Raw genomic sequence first — 16,465 nt, 5'->3', positions numbered from 1 at the left:
GGAGGACGCCGGACCTCCGCCCGCCGTCACCCCGAACGGAACCCCCCGGCCGTACCACCACGGGCTCTACCACGCCCGGCCGTACCACCGCTCGTGTGTGCTCGACGCGCTCGACAAGGAGGCTGCCCATGTCCGCGTCCCCCTCTGCTTCCTCCCGTGGCTCCCGTACCGGTGTCTGGCTGATCGGAGCCCGCGGCTCCGTCGCCACCACGGTGGTGGCGGGCTGCGCCGCCGTGACCGCGGGACTGCACCCCCCGACCGGCATGGTCACCGAGACCCCCGACTTCGCCGACGCGGGACTCCCCGCCCTGCCGGCCCTCGTCTTCGGCGGTCACGACACCGTGGACTGCCCCCTGCCCAAGCGGGCCGAGGCCCTGGCCGCCGGTGGCGTGCTGCCGCACGGACTGCCCTCGGCCGTGCACGCCGAACTCGCCGCGGCCGACCGCGAGATCCGCCCCGGCGGGCCCCTGCCCGGCGACACCCGCGACGAGGAGGAGCTGATCGCCGCGTTCGCCGCGGACATCACCGACTTCGCGCGCCGCTCGGGTGCGGAGCGGACGGTGGTGGTGAACGTGGCCTCCACCGAACCCGCGCCCGCCGGGGGCACGCTTCCCGCCAGCTCGCTGTACGCGGCCGCCGCCCTGCGGGCCGGCTGCCCGTACGTCAACTTCACCCCGTCGACCGGCCTGCACCACCCGGCGCTGTCCGCACCGGCGGAGGCGAGCGGCCTGCCCTACGCGGGCCGCGACGGCAAGACCGGGCAGACCCTGCTGCGCTCGGTGCTCGGCCCGATGTTCGCGCAGCGGGCGCTGGCGGTGCGCGCCTGGTCCGGCACCAACCTCCTGGGCGGGGGCGACGGAGCCGCCCTCGCCGACCCGGCGGCCGCCGCGGCGAAGAACGCGGGCAAGGAACGCGTGCTGGCCGACACCCTCGGCGCCCCCGTCGAGGGCGAGGTCCACATCGACGACGTGCCCGCGCTCGGCGACTGGAAGACCGCCTGGGACCACATCGCCTTCGACGGCTTCCTCGGCGCCCGCATGTTCCTCCAGACCACCTGGCAGGGCTGCGACTCCTCCCTCGCCGCGCCACTCGTCCTGGACCTGGCCCGCCTGGTCGCCCGCGCCCACCAGCGGGGCCTGTCCGGCCCCCTGGGTGAACTGGGCTTCTTCTTCAAGGACCCGGTGGGGGACGGCCCGTCGGCCCTGGCCGAGCAGTACGGGGAGCTGAAACGCTTCGCCGGGCGGCTGCGGGACGACGCGGACCGCGCCCCCGTCGACGGGGACGGCGGCGAAGGCTGGGAGAACGGTGCCGCCGGGGAGAACGGTGCCGCCGGGGAGAGCGGTGACGCCGTTGCCGTCCGGTCCGGCGGCCGCGGCGTCGAAGGCGGGGCCGGGCGATGAGCCGCGCCGTCGCCGCCGCGCGGGACACGGCCGGGCCGTCGGGAGCCCCGGCCGCGTCGTCGCGGACGCCGGCCGGAGCGTCCGGGGTGCCGGGAGCGGCCTCCGGGACCATTGGGCCGCCGCTCGCGACCGCCGAAGCGTCCCCGCGCTCCGCCCGCGTCGGCGCCTGGGCCGAACTGCTGCGGCTGCCCGCCCTGTTCACCGTCCCCGGCGACGCCTTGGCGGGCGCGGCGGCGGCCGGTGCGCGCCCCGGTCCGCGCACCCTGCTCGCCATCGGCTCCTCCCTGTGCCTGTACGAGGCCGGCATGGCCCTCAACGACTGGGCCGACCGGGCGGAGGACGCCGCGGAACGCCCGCACCGCCCCCTCCCCTCCGGCCGCATCCGCCCCGCCGCCGCCCTCACCGCCGCCGGGGTGCTCACCGGCGCCGGCCTTGCGCTGGCGGCAGGTGCGGGACGTCCCGTCCTCGCGGTCGCGGCCCCGCTGGCGGCCACCGTCTGGGCCTACGACCTCGCGCTGAAGCACACCCCGGCCGGCCCCGCGGCCATGGCGGCCGCCCGCGGACTGGACCTGCTCCTGGGCGCGGCCGCCACCGGCGGCGGCACCCGTGCCGCGCTGCCCTCGGCCGCCCTGCTCGGCAGCCACACCCTCGCGGTCACCGCGGTCTCCCGCCGGGAGACCACCGGCGGTTCCGTCCTGGCCCCGCTCGCCGCCCTCGCGACGACGGGGGCACTGACCGGCCTGGTCGCCCGGCGCCGCACCCGACTCCCGGCAGGCCGGCGGGCAGCAGCCGCCCCCGGCCTGCCGGGCTCCACCCCGGCACCCACCGTCACCGACGCCCTCGCGGCCGCCCTGGGCGCCGCCTACGCCGCGACGGCCGCCCGCCCCTACTTCCACGCCGCGCTCAACCCCTCACCCCCGCTCACCCAACGCGCCGTGGGCGGCGGCATCCGGGCCACGATCCCGCTCCAGGCGGCGCTCGCCGCCCGCTCCGGTGCGAGCGCCACGTCCCTCCTGGTGGCGGCCCTCGCGCCGGCCGGCCGACGGTTCGCGAGGAGGTCCGCCATGAGGAAGGTGAGCATCACGTGAGCCGGAACCCGAACCAGGGACGGGGCCGGGGGGCGAACCATGCTCCGGACGGGAAGCAGGCCGACGGCGGCCGTTCGTCGGCCGGCAACCACGGACCGGGCCAGGAGCAGGACCGCCGGCCGGGCCGGGGCCCGAATCGCGGACGGGGTCAGGAGCCGGATCACGGGCCGGGCCGGAGGCCCGACCGCGGACCGGACCAGACCGTGGACGGCACCGCCGGGTCCCCGCTCCGCTTCGGCTACGGCACCAACGGCCTCGCCGACCTCCGCCTCGACGACGCCCTCGCCCTCCTCGCCGACCTCGGCTACGACGGCGTCGGCCTGACCCTCGACCACATGCACCTCGACCCCCTCGCCGACGACCTCGCCGCCCGCACCCGGCGCCTCGCCCGGCGGCTGGACACGCTCGGTCTGGGCGTCACCGTGGAGACCGGCGCCCGCTACGTACTCGACCCGCGCCGCAAGCACGGCCCCTCCCTGCTCGACCCCGACCCGCAGGACCGCGCCCGCCGCACCGGCCTCCTGCTGCGCGCCGTCGACGTGGCCGCCGAACTCGGGGCCCACGCCGTGCACTGCTTCAGCGGCATCACGCCGGGCGGCACGGACGAGGACACGGCCTGGAAGCGGCTGGCCGAGGCCCTCGCGCCGGTCCTGGACGCCGCCGCCACCGCGGGCGTCCCCCTCGCGGTGGAGCCCGAACCGGGGCACCTGCTCGCCACCCTCGACGACTTCCACACGCTGCGCCGCGCCCTCGGCGATCCCGGACACCTCGGGCTCACCCTGGACATCGGCCACTGCCAGTGCCTCGAACCGCTCCCTCCCGCCGACTGCGTGCGCGCCGCCGCCCCCTGGCTGCGCCACGTGCAGATCGAGGACATGCGCCGCGGCGTCCACGAACACCTCCCCTTCGGTGACGGCGAGATCGACTTCCCGCCCGTCCTCGAGGCCCTCGCCGCCACCGGCTACCAGGGCCTGACCGTCGTCGAACTGCCCCGCCACTCGCACGCGGGTCCCCACTTCGCCGAACGCTCCCTCCCGTTCCTGCGCCGGGCCGCACCGGCAGCACCCCGCACCGACCGCTCGGGCGAGCCCTCCGCCACCCACTGAAGGGAGCCACCCCATGACGCAGCCGCACACCGCCCACGTCACCCCCGACACCCAGGACGCGGACGGTACCCCCGACGGGCAGGGCTCCCAGGGCACCACCCCCGCCCACGTCCCGCCCGCCGACCTGCGCGCCGCCCTCGCCACCCGGCTCGGCGCAGCCGCCCGGGCCTGGCTGGACCAGGCCCTCGACGAGGCCGCCGCCCACCCCGGCACCCACGGCCCCATCTCGGTGTGGGAACTGCGCCTCGCCGAGGCCGGCCGCCGCTGCGGGCCCGCCCACGCGGATGCCGCACGCGTCCTCGTCCTGCACGCGGCCCGCGCCGACACCGGCGCCCTGACCCGGGTGTACTCCCAGGGCACCGCCGACGAACGCCGCGCCGTCCTGCACGCCCTGCCCCACCTGGTGCCGGGACCGGACGCCCTCCCGCTCGTCGAGGACGCCCTGCGCACCAACGACACCCGGCTCGTCGCCGCCGCCCTCGGCCCGTACGCCGCCCGGCACCTCGACGCCCACCAGTGGCGGCACGCCGTGCTCAAGTGCCTGTTCACGGGCGTCCCCGTCGCCGCCGTGGCGGACCTCGCCCGCCGGGCCCACGCCGACGACGAACTCGCCCGGATGCTCGCCGACTACGCCGCCGAACGTACCGCCGCGGACCGCGCCGTCCCCGAAGACCTGCACCGCGTCCTGGCCCTGACCGAGTCCGGACGCCCCGCGCCCGGTACGGCCGACCCCCACGGCAAGGAGTCCTGATGCGCATCTTCGACCCCCACATCCACATGACCTCCCGGACCACCGACGACTACGAGGCCATGTACGCGGCCGGCGTCCGCGCCCTCGTCGAGCCGTCCTTCTGGCTGGGCCAGCCCCGCACCTCGCCCGACTCCTTCCGCGACTACTTCGACGCCCTGCTCGGCTGGGAACCCTTCCGCGCCGCCCAGTACGGCATCGCCCACCACTGCACCATCGCGCTGAACCCGAAGGAGGCGAACGACCCCCGGTGCCTGCCCGTCCTCGACGAGCTGCCCCGCTACCTCGTCAAGGACCGGGTGGTGGCGGTCGGCGAGATCGGCTACGACTCGATGACGCCCGCCGAGGACACCGCCCTCGCCACCCAGCTCCAGCTCGCCGCCGACCACGGCCTGCCCGCCCTCGTGCACACCCCGCACCGCGACAAGCTCGCCGGCCTGCGCCGCACCCTGGACGCGGTCCGGGAGTCCGCGCTGCCGACCGAGCGGGTCCTGGTCGACCACCTCAACGAGACCACCGTGAAGGAGGCCAAGGACAGCGGCGCCTGGCTCGGCTTCTCCGTCTATCCGGACACCAAGATGGACGAGGCCCGGATGGTCGCCCTGCTGCGCGAGTACGGTCCGGAGCAGGTCCTGGTGAACTCCGCCGCCGACTGGGGCAGGAGCGACCCGCTCAAGACCCGCAAGGTCGGCGACCTGATGCTCGCCGAGGGCTTCACCGAGGACGACGTGGACCGGGTGCTGTGGCGCAACCCCGTCGCCTTCTACGGGCTCAGCGGGCGCCTGGAACTCGACGTCGCCGCCGGGGACGCCACGCACGAGGGCAACTCCATCCTGCGCGGCGGGGAGTGAGCCATGCGCTTCAGGCACCCCGACGGCTCCACCGTCCACCTCGCCTACTGCACCAACGTGCACCCCGCCGAAACCCTGGACGGCGTCCTCGCCCAGCTCCGCGACCACTGCGAGCCGGTCCGCAAACGCCTGGGCCGCGACCGCCTCGGCATCGGCCTGTGGCTCGCCCGCGACGCCGCCCACGCCCTGGTCACCGACCCCGCCGCCCTGCGCGGCCTGCGCACCGAACTCGACCGGCGCGGCCTGGAGGTCGTCACCCTCAACGGCTTCCCCTATGAGGGCTTCGGCGCCGAAGAGGTCAAGTACCGCGTCTACAAGCCGGACTGGGCCGACCCCGAACGCCTCGAACACACCACCTCCCTGGCCCGTCTCCTCGCCGGACTGCTGCCCGACGACGTCACGGACGGCACCATCTCCACCCTGCCGCTCGCCTGGCGCACCGCCTACGACGAAACCCGCGCCGACAAGGCCCGCGCCGCACTCGTCACCCTCGCCGAACGCCTCGACGCGCTCCAGGAACTCACCGGCCGCTCCATCCGCGTCGGCCTGGAACCGGAACCCGGCTGCGTCGTGGAGACCACCCACGACGCCATCGCCCCGCTGACCGCGATCGCCCACGACCGCATCGGCGTCTGTGTCGACACCTGCCACCTCGCCACCTCCTTCGAAGACCCGGACACCGCCCTGGACGCGCTCACGGCCGCCCGCGTGCCCGTCGTCAAGTCCCAGCTGTCCGCCGCACTGCACGCCGAACACCCCGCCGACCCCGCCGTCCGCGAGGCGCTCGCCGCCTTCGCCGAGCCGCGCTTCCTGCACCAGACCCGCACCACCACCCTTTCCGGCGGCCTGCACGGCACCGACGACCTCGACGAGGCCCTCGCGGACGGCGGCCCACTGCCCGGCACCGCACCCTGGCGCGCCCACTTCCACGTCCCCCTGCACGCGGCCCCCGCCGCGCCCCTCACCTCCACCCTTCCGGTGCTCAAGGCCGCGCTGACCCGGCTCGTCGGCGGCCCGCACCCCCTCACCCGCAACCTGGAGGTCGAGACCTACACCTGGCAGGCCCTCCCGCCCGAGCTGCGGCCCCGCGCTCGCGCCCAGCTCACCGACGGCATCGCCGCCGAGCTGACCCTCGCCCGCGACCTGTTGACGGACCTCGGCCTGAAGGAACTGCCATGACCCGACCCACCCCCTCCGACGGACCGACCCCCCTCCTCGTCCTGGACGTCGTCGGCCTCACCCCCCGTCTCCTCGACCACATGCCCCACCTCAAGCAGCTCGGCCAGTCCGGCTCCCGGGCGCCGCTCGGCACCGTGCTGCCCGCCGTCACCTGCGCCGCCCAGTCCACCTTCCTGACCGGCACCATGCCCTCCGAGCACGGCATCGTCGGCAACGGCTGGTACTTCCGCGAACTCGGCGACGTCCTCCTGTGGCGCCAGCACAACGGGCTCGTCACCGGCGACCGACTCTGGGACGCCGCCCGCCGCGCCCACCCCGGCTACACCGTCGCCAACATCTGCTGGTGGTACGCCATGGGCGCCGACACCGACTTCACCGTCACCCCCCGTCCCGTCTACTACGCCGACGGCCGCAAGGAACCCGACTGCTACACCAGGCCCCCGGCCCTGCACGACGAACTCACCGTCAAACTCGGCACCTTCCCCCTCTTCCACTTCTGGGGGCCCGGCGCCGACCTGGTCTCCAGCCAGTGGATCATCGACGCCACCCGGCACATCATGGCCACCCGGCATCCCGACCTGACCCTCTGCTACCTCCCTCACCTCGACTACGACCTGCAGCGCTTCGGCCCCGACGACCCGCGCTCCCTGAAGGCCGCCGCCGACCTCGACGCGGCGCTGGCCCCGCTGCTCGACGACGCCCGCGCCGAGGGCCGCACCGTCGTCGCGCTGTCCGAGTACGGCATCACCCCCGTCAGCCGGCCCGTGGACATCAACCGCGCCCTGCGCCGCGCCGGACTGCTCGAGGTGCACACCCAGGACGGCATGGAGTACCTCGACCCGATGGCCTCCCGCGCCTTCGCCGTCGCCGACCACCAGGTGGCCCACGTGTACGTCCGCCGCCCCGAGGACCTCGACGCCACCCGCGCCGCCCTGGACGGGCTGCCCGGCATCGAGCAGCTCCTCGACGACGAGGGCAAGAAGGCCCAGCACCTCGACCACCCGCGCGCCGGCGAGCTGGTCGCCGTGGCGGAGCCGGACGCCTGGTTCACGTACTACTACTGGCTCGACGACGACCGCGCGCCCGACTTCGCGCAGCTCGTCGAGATCCACCGCAAACCCGGCTACGACCCGGTCGAGCTGTTCATGGACCCCCTCGACCCCTACGTCAAGGTCAAGGCGGCCGGCGCGCTGGCCCGCAAGAAACTCGGCATGCGCTACCGCATGGCGGTCGTGCCCCTGGACGCCTCACCTATTCGAGGCAGCCACGGCCGCCTCCCCGCGAGCGACGACGACGGTCCGCTCCTCATCTGCTCCACCCCCCGCGCTGTCGGAGACCGCGTCGCGGCCACCGACGTGAAACAACTCCTGCTCCGGCTGGCCGGACTCGGCTGACGCACCACCCGGTACGCCCGCCGAAATCCGACTACTGAGAGTGAAACACACGGCACTGACAACGGCCCGCCCGAACCGCATCGGTGCAGGCCACGACCCAGAAGGCAGGCATCCGTGACCCCGTTCACCGACTCCTCCCGCACCGACGCCGGCACCGACCCGTCCGCCGACGGCCCGGGCGAGAGCCTGCGCCGCGCCCTCGGCGTGAACCGGCGCCGCTTCCTCAGCACCTGCACCGCGGTGGCGGCCGGAGCCGTCGCCGCCCCCGTCTTCGGCGCCTCCCCGGCGCTCGCCCACGACCGGGGCAGAGACCACGACCACGACCACGACCACGGACACGGACACGGCCACGGCCACGGGCAGATCCTCGTCCCGGCGGACAAGCGCGGCATCATCCTCTACACCGTCCGCGACGCCACCGCCCGCGACCCCCTCGCCTCCGACCTGCCCTCCGGCTTCCGCGAGGTCTTCAAGCAGCTGTCCCGCCACGGCTACCGCCAGGTGGAGTTCGCCGGATACAACCAGCACGCCAACGCACCGGGCGGCGCCAGTCTGGAGTCCGTCAAGGGCGCCCGGCTGCTGCGCTCCTGGCTCGACGACTACGGGCTGCGCGCCCAGGGCAACCACGGCTTCATCCCGTCCTCCTGGCCGCTGACCCAGGCGGACAAGGACACCTTCAAGAAGCACCTGGAGATCGCCAACATCCTCGGCATGGACCACATGGGCACCGGCGGCGACCCCACCGGCAGCTCCTACCGCGCCGACTGGGACGTCGCCGCCGACAAGTGGAACGCCCTCGGCGCGATCGCCCACCGGGAGGGCATCAAGCTCTACACCCACAACCACGACAGCGCCTACGGCTTCCTGCTCGACGACGGCCCGCTGGACGACCAGGGCCGGCCGACCCGCAGTTCGGGCATCCGGAAACTGGAGTACTTCCTCAAGATCACCGACCCGCGGGTGGTCTGGCTGGAGATGGACATCTTCTGGGCGCACGTCGCCCAGTACAAGTTCCACGAGTACACCGCCCACGACGGCTCCACCCGGAAGAACGTCTTCGACCCGGCCGGCCTGGTCGCCTGCAACAACCGGCGCTACCCGCTCTTCCACGCCAAGGACGGCGTGGTCAGCACGACCAACGGCATGGGCTACGACATGGTGCCGTTCGGGACCGGCGTCATCGACTACACGACGTTCTTCTCCCGGGTCGGACAGCGCAACTACCACAACCCGATGGTCGAGGACGACAACTCCCCGAGCGCCACCGACCCCGCGCAGTCACTGCGCGAGGCGAAGATCAGCTACGACGGCCTGGCGGCCCTGCGCAAGCGCCGCCGCTGACCCGCGACACGGACCGGGCGGCCCTTCCCGCGTGCTGGGGGAGGGGCCGCCCGGTCCGTGCGAAGAAGCCTCCGTCAGGTCATCCCTCGCCGAGCGGCTGGGGATTCGGGGTGACGCGCTTGCTCTTCGGGCGCCCCGGAGGCCTCAGGGACAGCGCCACGAACCCGGCGAAGATCGAGATGCTGCCCGCCAGGCTGAAGGCGCCGTTGTAGCCCCAGACGCCGACGACCACGGAACCCATGCCCGCACCGAGGCCGGAGACGAGCTTGGAGCTGTAGACCATCCCGTAGTTGGTGGCGTTGTTGTTCTCGCCGAAGTAGTCCGCCGTCAGCGCCGCGAACATCGGGAAGATGGCGCCACCGCCGAAACCCCGGAGATGGCGGAGAAGACCAGGAACAGCGGCAGGTTCTTGATCTCGGCCGACCAGATGATGCCGAACTGGGCGAGGCCGTCCTCGACATCGGCGGGGGCGCCTCCGCCCGGGTCATGGCCGACGGGCTGTCCGTCGTCCTCTCCGACCCCGGCGTAAGGTCCGTCCTCGTCAACGTCTTCGGCGGCATCACCGCCTGCGACGCGGTCGCCGACGGCATCGTCCGCGCCCTCGACGAGGTCCGGCTCACCAAACCGCTCGTCGTACGCCTCGACGGCAACAACGCCGCGCGGGGCCGGGCCCTGCTCGACGCCCGCGCGCATCCCCTGGTCGAACAGGCCACCACCATGGACGGCGCCGCCCGCCGCGCCGCCGGGCTCGCCACCGCTGCGTCCACCGCCGGACAAGCCGGATATGCAGGACGAGCAGGACGAGCAGGACGAGCCGGATAAGGAGACAGGACGACATGACGATCTACCTCACCAAGGAGAGCAAGGTCCTCGTCCAGGGCATGACCGGTGCCGAGGGCATGAAGCACACCCGCTGTATTGATCACGAGCGTTGTTAGCGCTGGGCGGGCTTGATCATGGCGAAGGCCTCCGTGGTGGTGGAGGTGTCGAATCTTCACCGCACGGAGGCCTTCGTGTTCCACCGTAATGCCCGCCTGACCGTTCGTGGCAGGCGGCTGCTGATCGCCCGTGTCTGCTCGGGCCGTCCTGTCGCGCAAAGTCGCCGCGGAAATGGGCATCTCCCGTCCCACGGCCCACAAGTGGGTCCGCCGCTGGAGGTTCGAGGGTGAGCAAGGGCTGCACGACCGCTCCAGCCGGCCCCTGACGACACCGCACCGTACCCCGGCGGCGACCGAGGCCCAGGTGTGCCGTCTGCGCCAGGACCGAAAGCTCGGCCCCGCCCGCATCGGCCCGATCCTGGGCCTGCCCGCCTCCACCGTGCACCGGATCCTGACCCGCCACGGCCTGCACCGTCTGGCCTTCCTGGACCGGCCCACCGGCCAGATCATCCGCCGCTACGAACGCGAGAGGCCCGGCGAACTCGTCCACGTCGACGTCAAGAAACTCGGCCGGATCCCCGACGGCGGCGGCCACAAGGTCCTGGGCCGCCAAGCAGGCCGCGCCACCCGCAGCAATATGGGCTTCGACTACATCCACTCCGCCGTCGACGACCACACCCGCCTCGCCTACAGCGAGATCCACGACGACGAGAAGGCCGCCACCTGCGCCGCCTTCCTGCGCCGGGCCGCAGCCTTCTTCACCGCCCACGGCATCGACCACATCGAGAGGGTCCTGACCGACAACGCCTGGCCCTACCGCAAAAGCTTCGCCTGGCACGACGCCCTGGCCGACCTCGGCGCGACCGGCAAGCTCACCCGCGCCTACCGGCCGCAGACCAACGGCAAGGTCGAACGCTTCAACCGGACCCTGCTCGACGAATGGGCCTACCTGCGGCCCTACACCAGCAACACCGAACGAACGGCAGCCCTGGCAGACTTCCTGCACACCTACAACCACCACCGCTGCCACACCGCACTCGACGGCCACCCACCGATCAGCCGCGTCAACAACCCTGCGGGTCAATACACCTAGCCCAGCACCGCGAACTGCTCGCGCTGCTGCTGGTCTGGGAGATCGGCAAACCCTGGCGGTCGGCGCGGGCCGACGTCGACCGGGCCGTCGACGGCGTGCGCTGGTACCTCGACGGCATCGAGGACATGCTCGACGGGCGCGCTCCGCTGGACGGCCCGGTGTCCAACATCGCCAGCTGGAACTACCCGATGAGCGTCCTCGTTCACGCCCTGCTGGTCCAGGCACTGGCGGGCAACGCGGTGATCGCCAAGACCCCGACCGACGGCGGAGTCGCCTGCCTGACCCTGGCCTGCGCACTCGCCGCCCGCGAAGGACTTCCCGTCACCCTCCTCAGCGGCAGCGGCCGAGAGCTGTCCCAGGCACTGGTCCGGGCGCCCGAGATCGGCTGTGTCTCCTTCGTCGGCGGCCGGGACACGGGCACGGACGTCGCCACCGCCCTCGCCGACCTCGGCAAGCGGCACATCCTCGAACAGGAAGGACTCAACACCTGGGGCATCTGGAACTTCACGGACTGGGACGCGCTCACCCGGATCGTCCCGAAGCTCTTCGACTACGCCAAGCAACGCTGCACCGCCTACCCGCGCTTCGTCGTCCAGCGGCAGCGGTTCGACGCGTTCCTCGCGGCGTACCTCCCGGCCGTCCGCACCCTGCGCGTCGGCCACCCGCTCGCCGTGGCCGCACCGGACGACCCGTACCCGGCGCTCGACTTCGGCCCGGTGATCAACGCGGCGAAGGCCAAGGAACTCCACGACCAGGTCGCCGAGGCCGTCGACCGGGGCGCCGTCCCGCTGCACCGCGGCAGCGCCGCCGATGCCCGGTTCCTGTCCGGCCAGGACACCTCGGCCTACGTCCAGCCGGTCACCCTGCTCAACCCGCCCCGCTCCTCACCCCTGCACCACGCCGAGCCCTTCGGCCCGGTCGACACCATCGTCCTGGTCGACACCGAGGCCGAGCTGCTCGCCGCGATGAACGCCTCCAACGGCGCCCTGGTGGCCACGCTGTCCACGGACGACCCGGCGACGTACGACAGGCTGGCGCCGCAGATCCGCGCGTTCAAGGTCGGCCACGGCGTACCGCGCTCCCGCGGGGACCGCGACGAGCTGTTCGGCGGACACGGGGCGTCCTGGCGCGGCGCCTTCGTGGGCGGCGAGCTGCTGGTGCGCGCCGTGACCCGCGGACCGGCGGGGGAGCGGCTGCCGGGGAACTTCCCGGACCACCACCTCATGCCGTAAGGGGCGTCGGCCTCATGCCACAACGGGTGTCGGCGGGCGTCCCGGGTCAGCCGATGCCCTGGCGGTCCGGCCGCAGCGCGAAGGCCCGGTCCGCCGCGGTCGGCGCGGTCCGCTCGACGGCCTGCCGCAGCAGCTCGCGGTGGCGCAGCAGCGGGGCGCGCCGCTCCGGCGGCACCAGCAGCAGCAGGTCGTCGAGACCGGCCATCAGGCGCCGGGTGACCTGCGGCGACGCGGGGGCGCAGGCGCGGACCTCGGCGAACCCGAGGTCCACCAGCTCCGCCCAGCCGGGCACGGGCTGCACCAGCCGGAGCGCGCCGCGGCGGTCCCGGTGCAGCGCGGCGTCCAGCGGCCGCCGGGACAGCGTGGCCAGGATCTGCACGACCCGGTCCAGCGCCTGCACGGCGGTCGTCGGATCGTTGACCGCGGGCGACAGGGCGCGCAGCCCGATGTCGGACAGCTGGCGCAGCCCGAACGCCAGGTCCTGGTGGAAGGTGCGCTCCACCCCGACGGACAGGGCGTAGCGCAGCGCCCGGCGCGGCGGAGCCGCCCCGCCGTGCACCGCCAGGACCGGTGTGCCCGGCACCAGGAAGTCACCGATCCGCGGGACCAGCCGCAGCACCACCCCGTGCCCCCGGGCCACCCGCACCAGCCGGGCGATGTGCACGTCCCGCAGTACGCCGCCCTGCCCGTCGTGGGCGACCCACGCCGTCACGGGCCCGAGTCCGGGCGCCCCGCCGCCGTCCGCCGGCACCGGCATCAGCGCCGCCACCCGGAAGGACTCGGCGGCGATGCGGGCGATCACATGGCTGACCCGCATCAGGCGCAGGGTGGCGTTCACGTACATCACGAAGAGCAGCAGGCTCAACGCGACCATGACCAGGGTGAGTACCGACTGCACCAGCGGGACGGACGTGGCGGCGCGGGGGTCGGGATTGCTGTCGTAGCTGGTCAGCACCAGCAGCGTCAGGACGAAGGTGGCGAGGAAGACGGCGAAGGTCGCCTTGGTGATCCGGCTGCGGACGAAGAGCCGCACCACCCGCGGGGTGAACTGTCCGCTCGCCATCTGCACCGCGACCAGGGAGATGCTGAACACCACACCGATGAAGGTCATCATCGCCGAGCCGACCGCCGACACCACCGTCTTCGCGTCGTCCGCGAAACGCAGCAGTTCGGCGAGCGTGTCGTAGTCCCCGTCGTCCTGCAGCGAACGGACGAGGGCCGCGTCGAGCTCCTGGGCCACGAGCCAGACCACGAAGACACCCGCCATCGCCGCGGTGGGCGCGAACCAGAACGTGTCCCGCAGATGCTCCCTGAGCGGCGACAACGCCCGCGGCCGACGGCGCGGAAGCGGACCCTGCGTAACCATCCAGTCACTCATGATGCGACCCTAGGCGCAGCGGAGCCGCCGGTCCCGGACCGCCGCTCAGGGGAGGAGCGGGGAAGGAAACGCAGGTGAAAGGCACCGCGAAACCTTGGTATGGTTGTCCACGTCGCCGCGGGGAGCACCCCCGCACCGCGACAGACACCTGGTCCGGGTGGCGGAATGGCAGACGCGCTAGCTTGAGGTGCTAGTGCCCTTTATCGGGCGTGGGGGTTCAAGTCCCCCCTCGGACACACAAGCGACACAAGCGACAAACATCAGATCAAACAGAGATGCCGGCCGGGAGATCTCCCGGTCGGCATCTCTCGTTTCGAGCGGTTTCGTGGCCCGCCGAAAATACGGTGCGGCTCTGATCCCGGCCTCCCTACACTCACCGTGACACCGAGACCGAGTGAGGGGAGCAGGGCCGTGCGCAGCCGCACCGCACCCGTCGTTCCCCCGTCCCGGCACGAGGTGATCCTGGTGTCTTCGGCCGTCCGGTGCCCGCTGCGCGGCCGGCACCGGATGCCCGCGACGCACATCTGACCGCCGACGCCCCTCGCCGGGAGCGTCCGGCGCCTGCGTCGGGAGAAATCGCGCTGCCCTTCTCCGGTTCCTCCGAAAGGCTTCGGGCCATGCGCACCAACCCGCTCACCACCGTCCGCAACCTGGGCATCCTCGCCCACGTCGACGCGGGTAAGACCACCGTCACCGAGCGGATCCTCTACCTCACCGGCACCACCCACAAGCGCGGCGAGGTCCACGACGGCACCACCGTCACCGACTTCGACCCGCAGGAACGCGACCGCGGCATCACCATCTTCGCCGCTGCCGTCAGCTGCGCCTGGGCGGGCCACCGGATCAACCTCATCGACACCCCGGGGCACGTCGACTTCGCCGACGAGGTCGAACGCTCCCTGCGCGTGCTGGACGGCGCGGTCGCCGTCTTCGACGCGGTCGCGGGCGTGGAGCCGCAGAGCGAGTCCGTGTGGCGGCAGGCCGACCGGCACGGCGTGCCCAGGATCGCGTTCGTCAACAAGATGGACCGGGCGGGCGCCGACCTCGACACCGCCGTCGACTCGATCCGCGAGCGGCTGCACCCCGTCCCCCTGGTCGTGCAGCTGCCCATCGGCACGGAGGACGGCTTCACCGGCGTCGTCGACCTGCCGCGCAGGCGCGCCCTCGTATGGGCCGACGGCGCGGACACGGCCGAGGAGGGTCCGGTGCCCGACGCGCTGCGCGAGGAGGCCGCCCGCAGGCGGCGGCTGCTGGAGGAGGCGGTCGCCGAACGCCACCCGGGCGCGCTGGAGGAGTTCTGCGACCGGGAGACGCTCACCGCGGCCACCCTCACCGGCGCCCTGCGCGACCTGACGCGCACCGGCGACGGCGTGGTCGTGCTGTGCGGCTCCGCCTACCGCAACCGCGGCGTCGAACCGCTGCTGGACGCCGTGGTGGCGTACCTGCCGTCCCCGCTGGACGTGCCCCCGGTGCGCGGCACGCACGACGGCGCGGAGCGGGAGCGGCCCGCCGATCCGGCGGCGCCGATGGCGGCTCTGGCGTTCAAGGTGAACGCCACCCCGACGGGACGGCTGACGTACCTGAGGGTGTACTCGGGCACGATCGAGAAGGGAGACACCGTGCGGGACGCGGGCACGCGCCGCACCGAGCGCATCGGCCGCATCCTGCGGGTACGGGCCGACCGGCACGACCCGCTGGAGCGCGCGGTCGCCGGGGACATCGTCGCCGTGGTCGGGCTGAAGACGGCCCGCGCCGGCTCGACCCTGTGCGCACCGGAAGCCCCACTGCTCCTGGAACCCCCGGGCGTGGCCGAACCGGTGGTGCACGTGGCCGTGGAGGCCCGGCGTTCCACCGAGACCGACCGGCTGGCCGCCGCGCTCGCCCGGCTGACCGAGGAGGACCCCTCACTGGCCGTGCGGACCGACCCGGAGACCGGGCAGACCGTGCTGTCCGGCATGGGCGAACTGCACCTGGAGGTCGCGGTGGAGCGCGTCCGGCGCGAACACGGGCTGGAGGTCACGGTCGGGCGTCCCGGCGTGGCGTACCGCGAGACGGTCGGCGAAGGCGTCACCGGCTTCGTCCACCGGCACGTCAAACAGGACGGCGGCGCCGGGCAGTTCGCGCACGTCGTGCTCGACGTCGAGCCCTGGGAGCAGGACGCGGACGAGGACGGCGCGGGCGGCGGTTTCGTGTTCCGTTCGACGGTCGTCGGCGGACGCGTGCCGCAGGAGTACGTCCGGGCCGTCGAGGCGGGCTGCCGGGACGCCCTCGCCGAGGGTCCGCTGGGCGGCCACCCGGTGACCGGCCTGCGGGTCACGCTGACCGACGGCCAGACGCACGTGAAGGACTCCTCGGACACGGCCTTCCGCACCGCCGGCCGGTTCGGTCTCCGCGACGCCCTGCGCGCCTCGGGGATGATCCTTCTCGAACCGGTCGTGGAGGTCACGGTCACCGTCCCCGAGGACGGTGTCGGCGGCGTGCTCGGTGACCTCGCCGCGCGCCGCGGCCGGGTCACCGGTTCCGACACGCGGGGCGGCGCGGCGGTCGTCACGGCCACGGTCCCGCTGGCCGAGCTGTTCGGCTACGCGACCCGGCTGCGCAGCCGCACCCAGGGCCGGGGCACCTTCACCGCCCGGCCCACCGGTTACGCGCCGGCACCCGCGGCGGTCGCGCGGTAGGCGTGCGGGACGGCCCCGCCCAGCCGGGACGCCGTCGGCGGGCCCGGCGGCAGGTTCCTCTCGGCCCCGCCGGGCTTCGGCCCGGCGGGGCCGAGTGCT

Annotated in this window: 10 protein-coding genes, 1 tRNA gene and 4 pseudogenes; 13 read left to right on the top strand and 2 right to left on the bottom strand. The window is 73.7% G+C overall.

The window, feature by feature from the left end; translation table 11 throughout:
* Positions 1-128 precede the first annotated feature (128 nt).
* The 8 genes from ACFV9J_RS19615 (at position 129) to ACFV9J_RS19580 (ending at position 9,107) form a co-directional block, all read left to right on the top strand.
* Positions 129-1,400, top strand: a complete 1,272-nt coding sequence (locus ACFV9J_RS19615; RefSeq protein WP_385355909.1) for an inositol-3-phosphate synthase — start codon at positions 129-131, stop codon at positions 1,398-1,400.
* Positions 1,397-2,488 carry an SCO3242 family prenyltransferase gene (locus ACFV9J_RS19610; RefSeq protein WP_385355907.1) on the top strand — a complete coding sequence of 364 codons (1,092 nt, stop codon included), beginning with the start codon at positions 1,397-1,399 and terminating at the stop codon, positions 2,486-2,488. Before ACFV9J_RS19615 ends, ACFV9J_RS19610 begins: the two co-directional genes overlap by 4 nt.
* Before the next feature lie 203 nt (positions 2,489-2,691).
* Complete coding sequence (locus ACFV9J_RS19605) at positions 2,692-3,594, top strand: sugar phosphate isomerase/epimerase family protein (RefSeq protein ID WP_385355906.1); 903 nt, start codon at positions 2,692-2,694, stop codon at positions 3,592-3,594.
* 13 nt (positions 3,595-3,607) lie between these two features.
* The gene (locus ACFV9J_RS19600; RefSeq protein WP_385355904.1) at positions 3,608-4,345 is read left to right on the top strand and encodes an EboA domain-containing protein; all 738 of its coding nucleotides are present in this window, start codon (positions 3,608-3,610) and stop codon (positions 4,343-4,345) included.
* On the top strand, positions 4,345-5,193 hold the full coding sequence (locus ACFV9J_RS19595) for a TatD family hydrolase (RefSeq protein WP_016327783.1): 849 nt from the start codon (positions 4,345-4,347) through the stop codon (positions 5,191-5,193). The genes ACFV9J_RS19600 and ACFV9J_RS19595 overlap by 1 nt, the downstream gene beginning before the upstream one ends.
* Before the next feature lie 3 nt (positions 5,194-5,196).
* Positions 5,197-6,372, top strand: a complete 1,176-nt coding sequence (gene eboE, locus ACFV9J_RS19590; RefSeq protein WP_385355903.1) for a metabolite traffic protein EboE — start codon at positions 5,197-5,199, stop codon at positions 6,370-6,372.
* Positions 6,369-7,766, top strand: coding sequence for an alkaline phosphatase family protein (locus ACFV9J_RS19585; RefSeq protein ID WP_385355901.1), 1,398 nt, complete (start codon positions 6,369-6,371; stop codon positions 7,764-7,766). The genes eboE and ACFV9J_RS19585 overlap by 4 nt, the downstream gene beginning before the upstream one ends.
* A 114-nt stretch (positions 7,767-7,880) precedes the next feature.
* The gene (locus ACFV9J_RS19580) at positions 7,881-9,107 is read left to right on the top strand and encodes a sugar phosphate isomerase/epimerase family protein (protein WP_385355899.1); all 1,227 of its coding nucleotides are present in this window, start codon (positions 7,881-7,883) and stop codon (positions 9,105-9,107) included.
* A gap of 79 nt (positions 9,108-9,186) precedes the next feature.
* Here ACFV9J_RS19580 and ACFV9J_RS19575 read toward each other — a convergent pair.
* A pseudogene (locus ACFV9J_RS19575) lies at positions 9,187-9,557 on the bottom strand (MFS transporter); the annotation flags it as partial.
* A 3-nt stretch (positions 9,558-9,560) separates the two neighbouring features.
* Here ACFV9J_RS19575 and ACFV9J_RS19570 point away from each other — a divergent pair.
* From ACFV9J_RS19570 to ACFV9J_RS19560, 3 pseudogenes are all read left to right on the top strand, one after another.
* Positions 9,561-9,929 (top strand): annotated as a pseudogene (locus ACFV9J_RS19570) (succinate--CoA ligase subunit beta); the annotation flags it as partial.
* Positions 9,930-10,120: 191 nt separating this feature from the next.
* Positions 10,121-11,078, top strand: a pseudogene (locus ACFV9J_RS19565) (IS481 family transposase).
* Positions 11,075-12,310: pseudogene (locus ACFV9J_RS19560) on the top strand (aldehyde dehydrogenase family protein); the annotation flags it as partial. The pseudogenes ACFV9J_RS19565 and ACFV9J_RS19560, both read left to right, overlap by 4 nt.
* 46 nt (positions 12,311-12,356) lie before the next feature.
* Here the strand turns inward: ACFV9J_RS19560 and ACFV9J_RS19555 are convergent.
* Positions 12,357-13,688 carry a DUF2254 domain-containing protein gene (locus tag ACFV9J_RS19555; protein WP_385355898.1) on the bottom strand — a complete coding sequence of 444 codons (1,332 nt, stop codon included), beginning with the start codon at positions 13,686-13,688 and terminating at the stop codon, positions 12,357-12,359.
* 151 nt (positions 13,689-13,839) lie between these two features.
* On the opposite strand from ACFV9J_RS19555, the gene ACFV9J_RS19550 reads away from it, so the two are divergent.
* Together ACFV9J_RS19550 and fusA are read left to right on the top strand one after the other, a co-directional pair.
* Positions 13,840-13,924: transfer RNA gene (locus tag ACFV9J_RS19550), tRNA-Leu, on the top strand.
* Positions 13,925-14,305: 381 nt separating this feature from the next.
* The gene (fusA, locus tag ACFV9J_RS19545) at positions 14,306-16,366 is read left to right on the top strand and encodes an elongation factor G (protein WP_385355897.1); all 2,061 of its coding nucleotides are present in this window, start codon (positions 14,306-14,308) and stop codon (positions 16,364-16,366) included.
* Positions 16,367-16,465 lie beyond the last annotated feature (99 nt).

The organism is Streptomyces sp. NPDC059906 (assembly GCF_042730645.1).
Lineage (GTDB): Bacteria > Actinomycetota > Actinomycetes > Streptomycetales > Streptomycetaceae > Streptomyces > Streptomyces rubrogriseus.
This window is presented reverse-complemented; position numbering and strand designations above follow the sequence as displayed.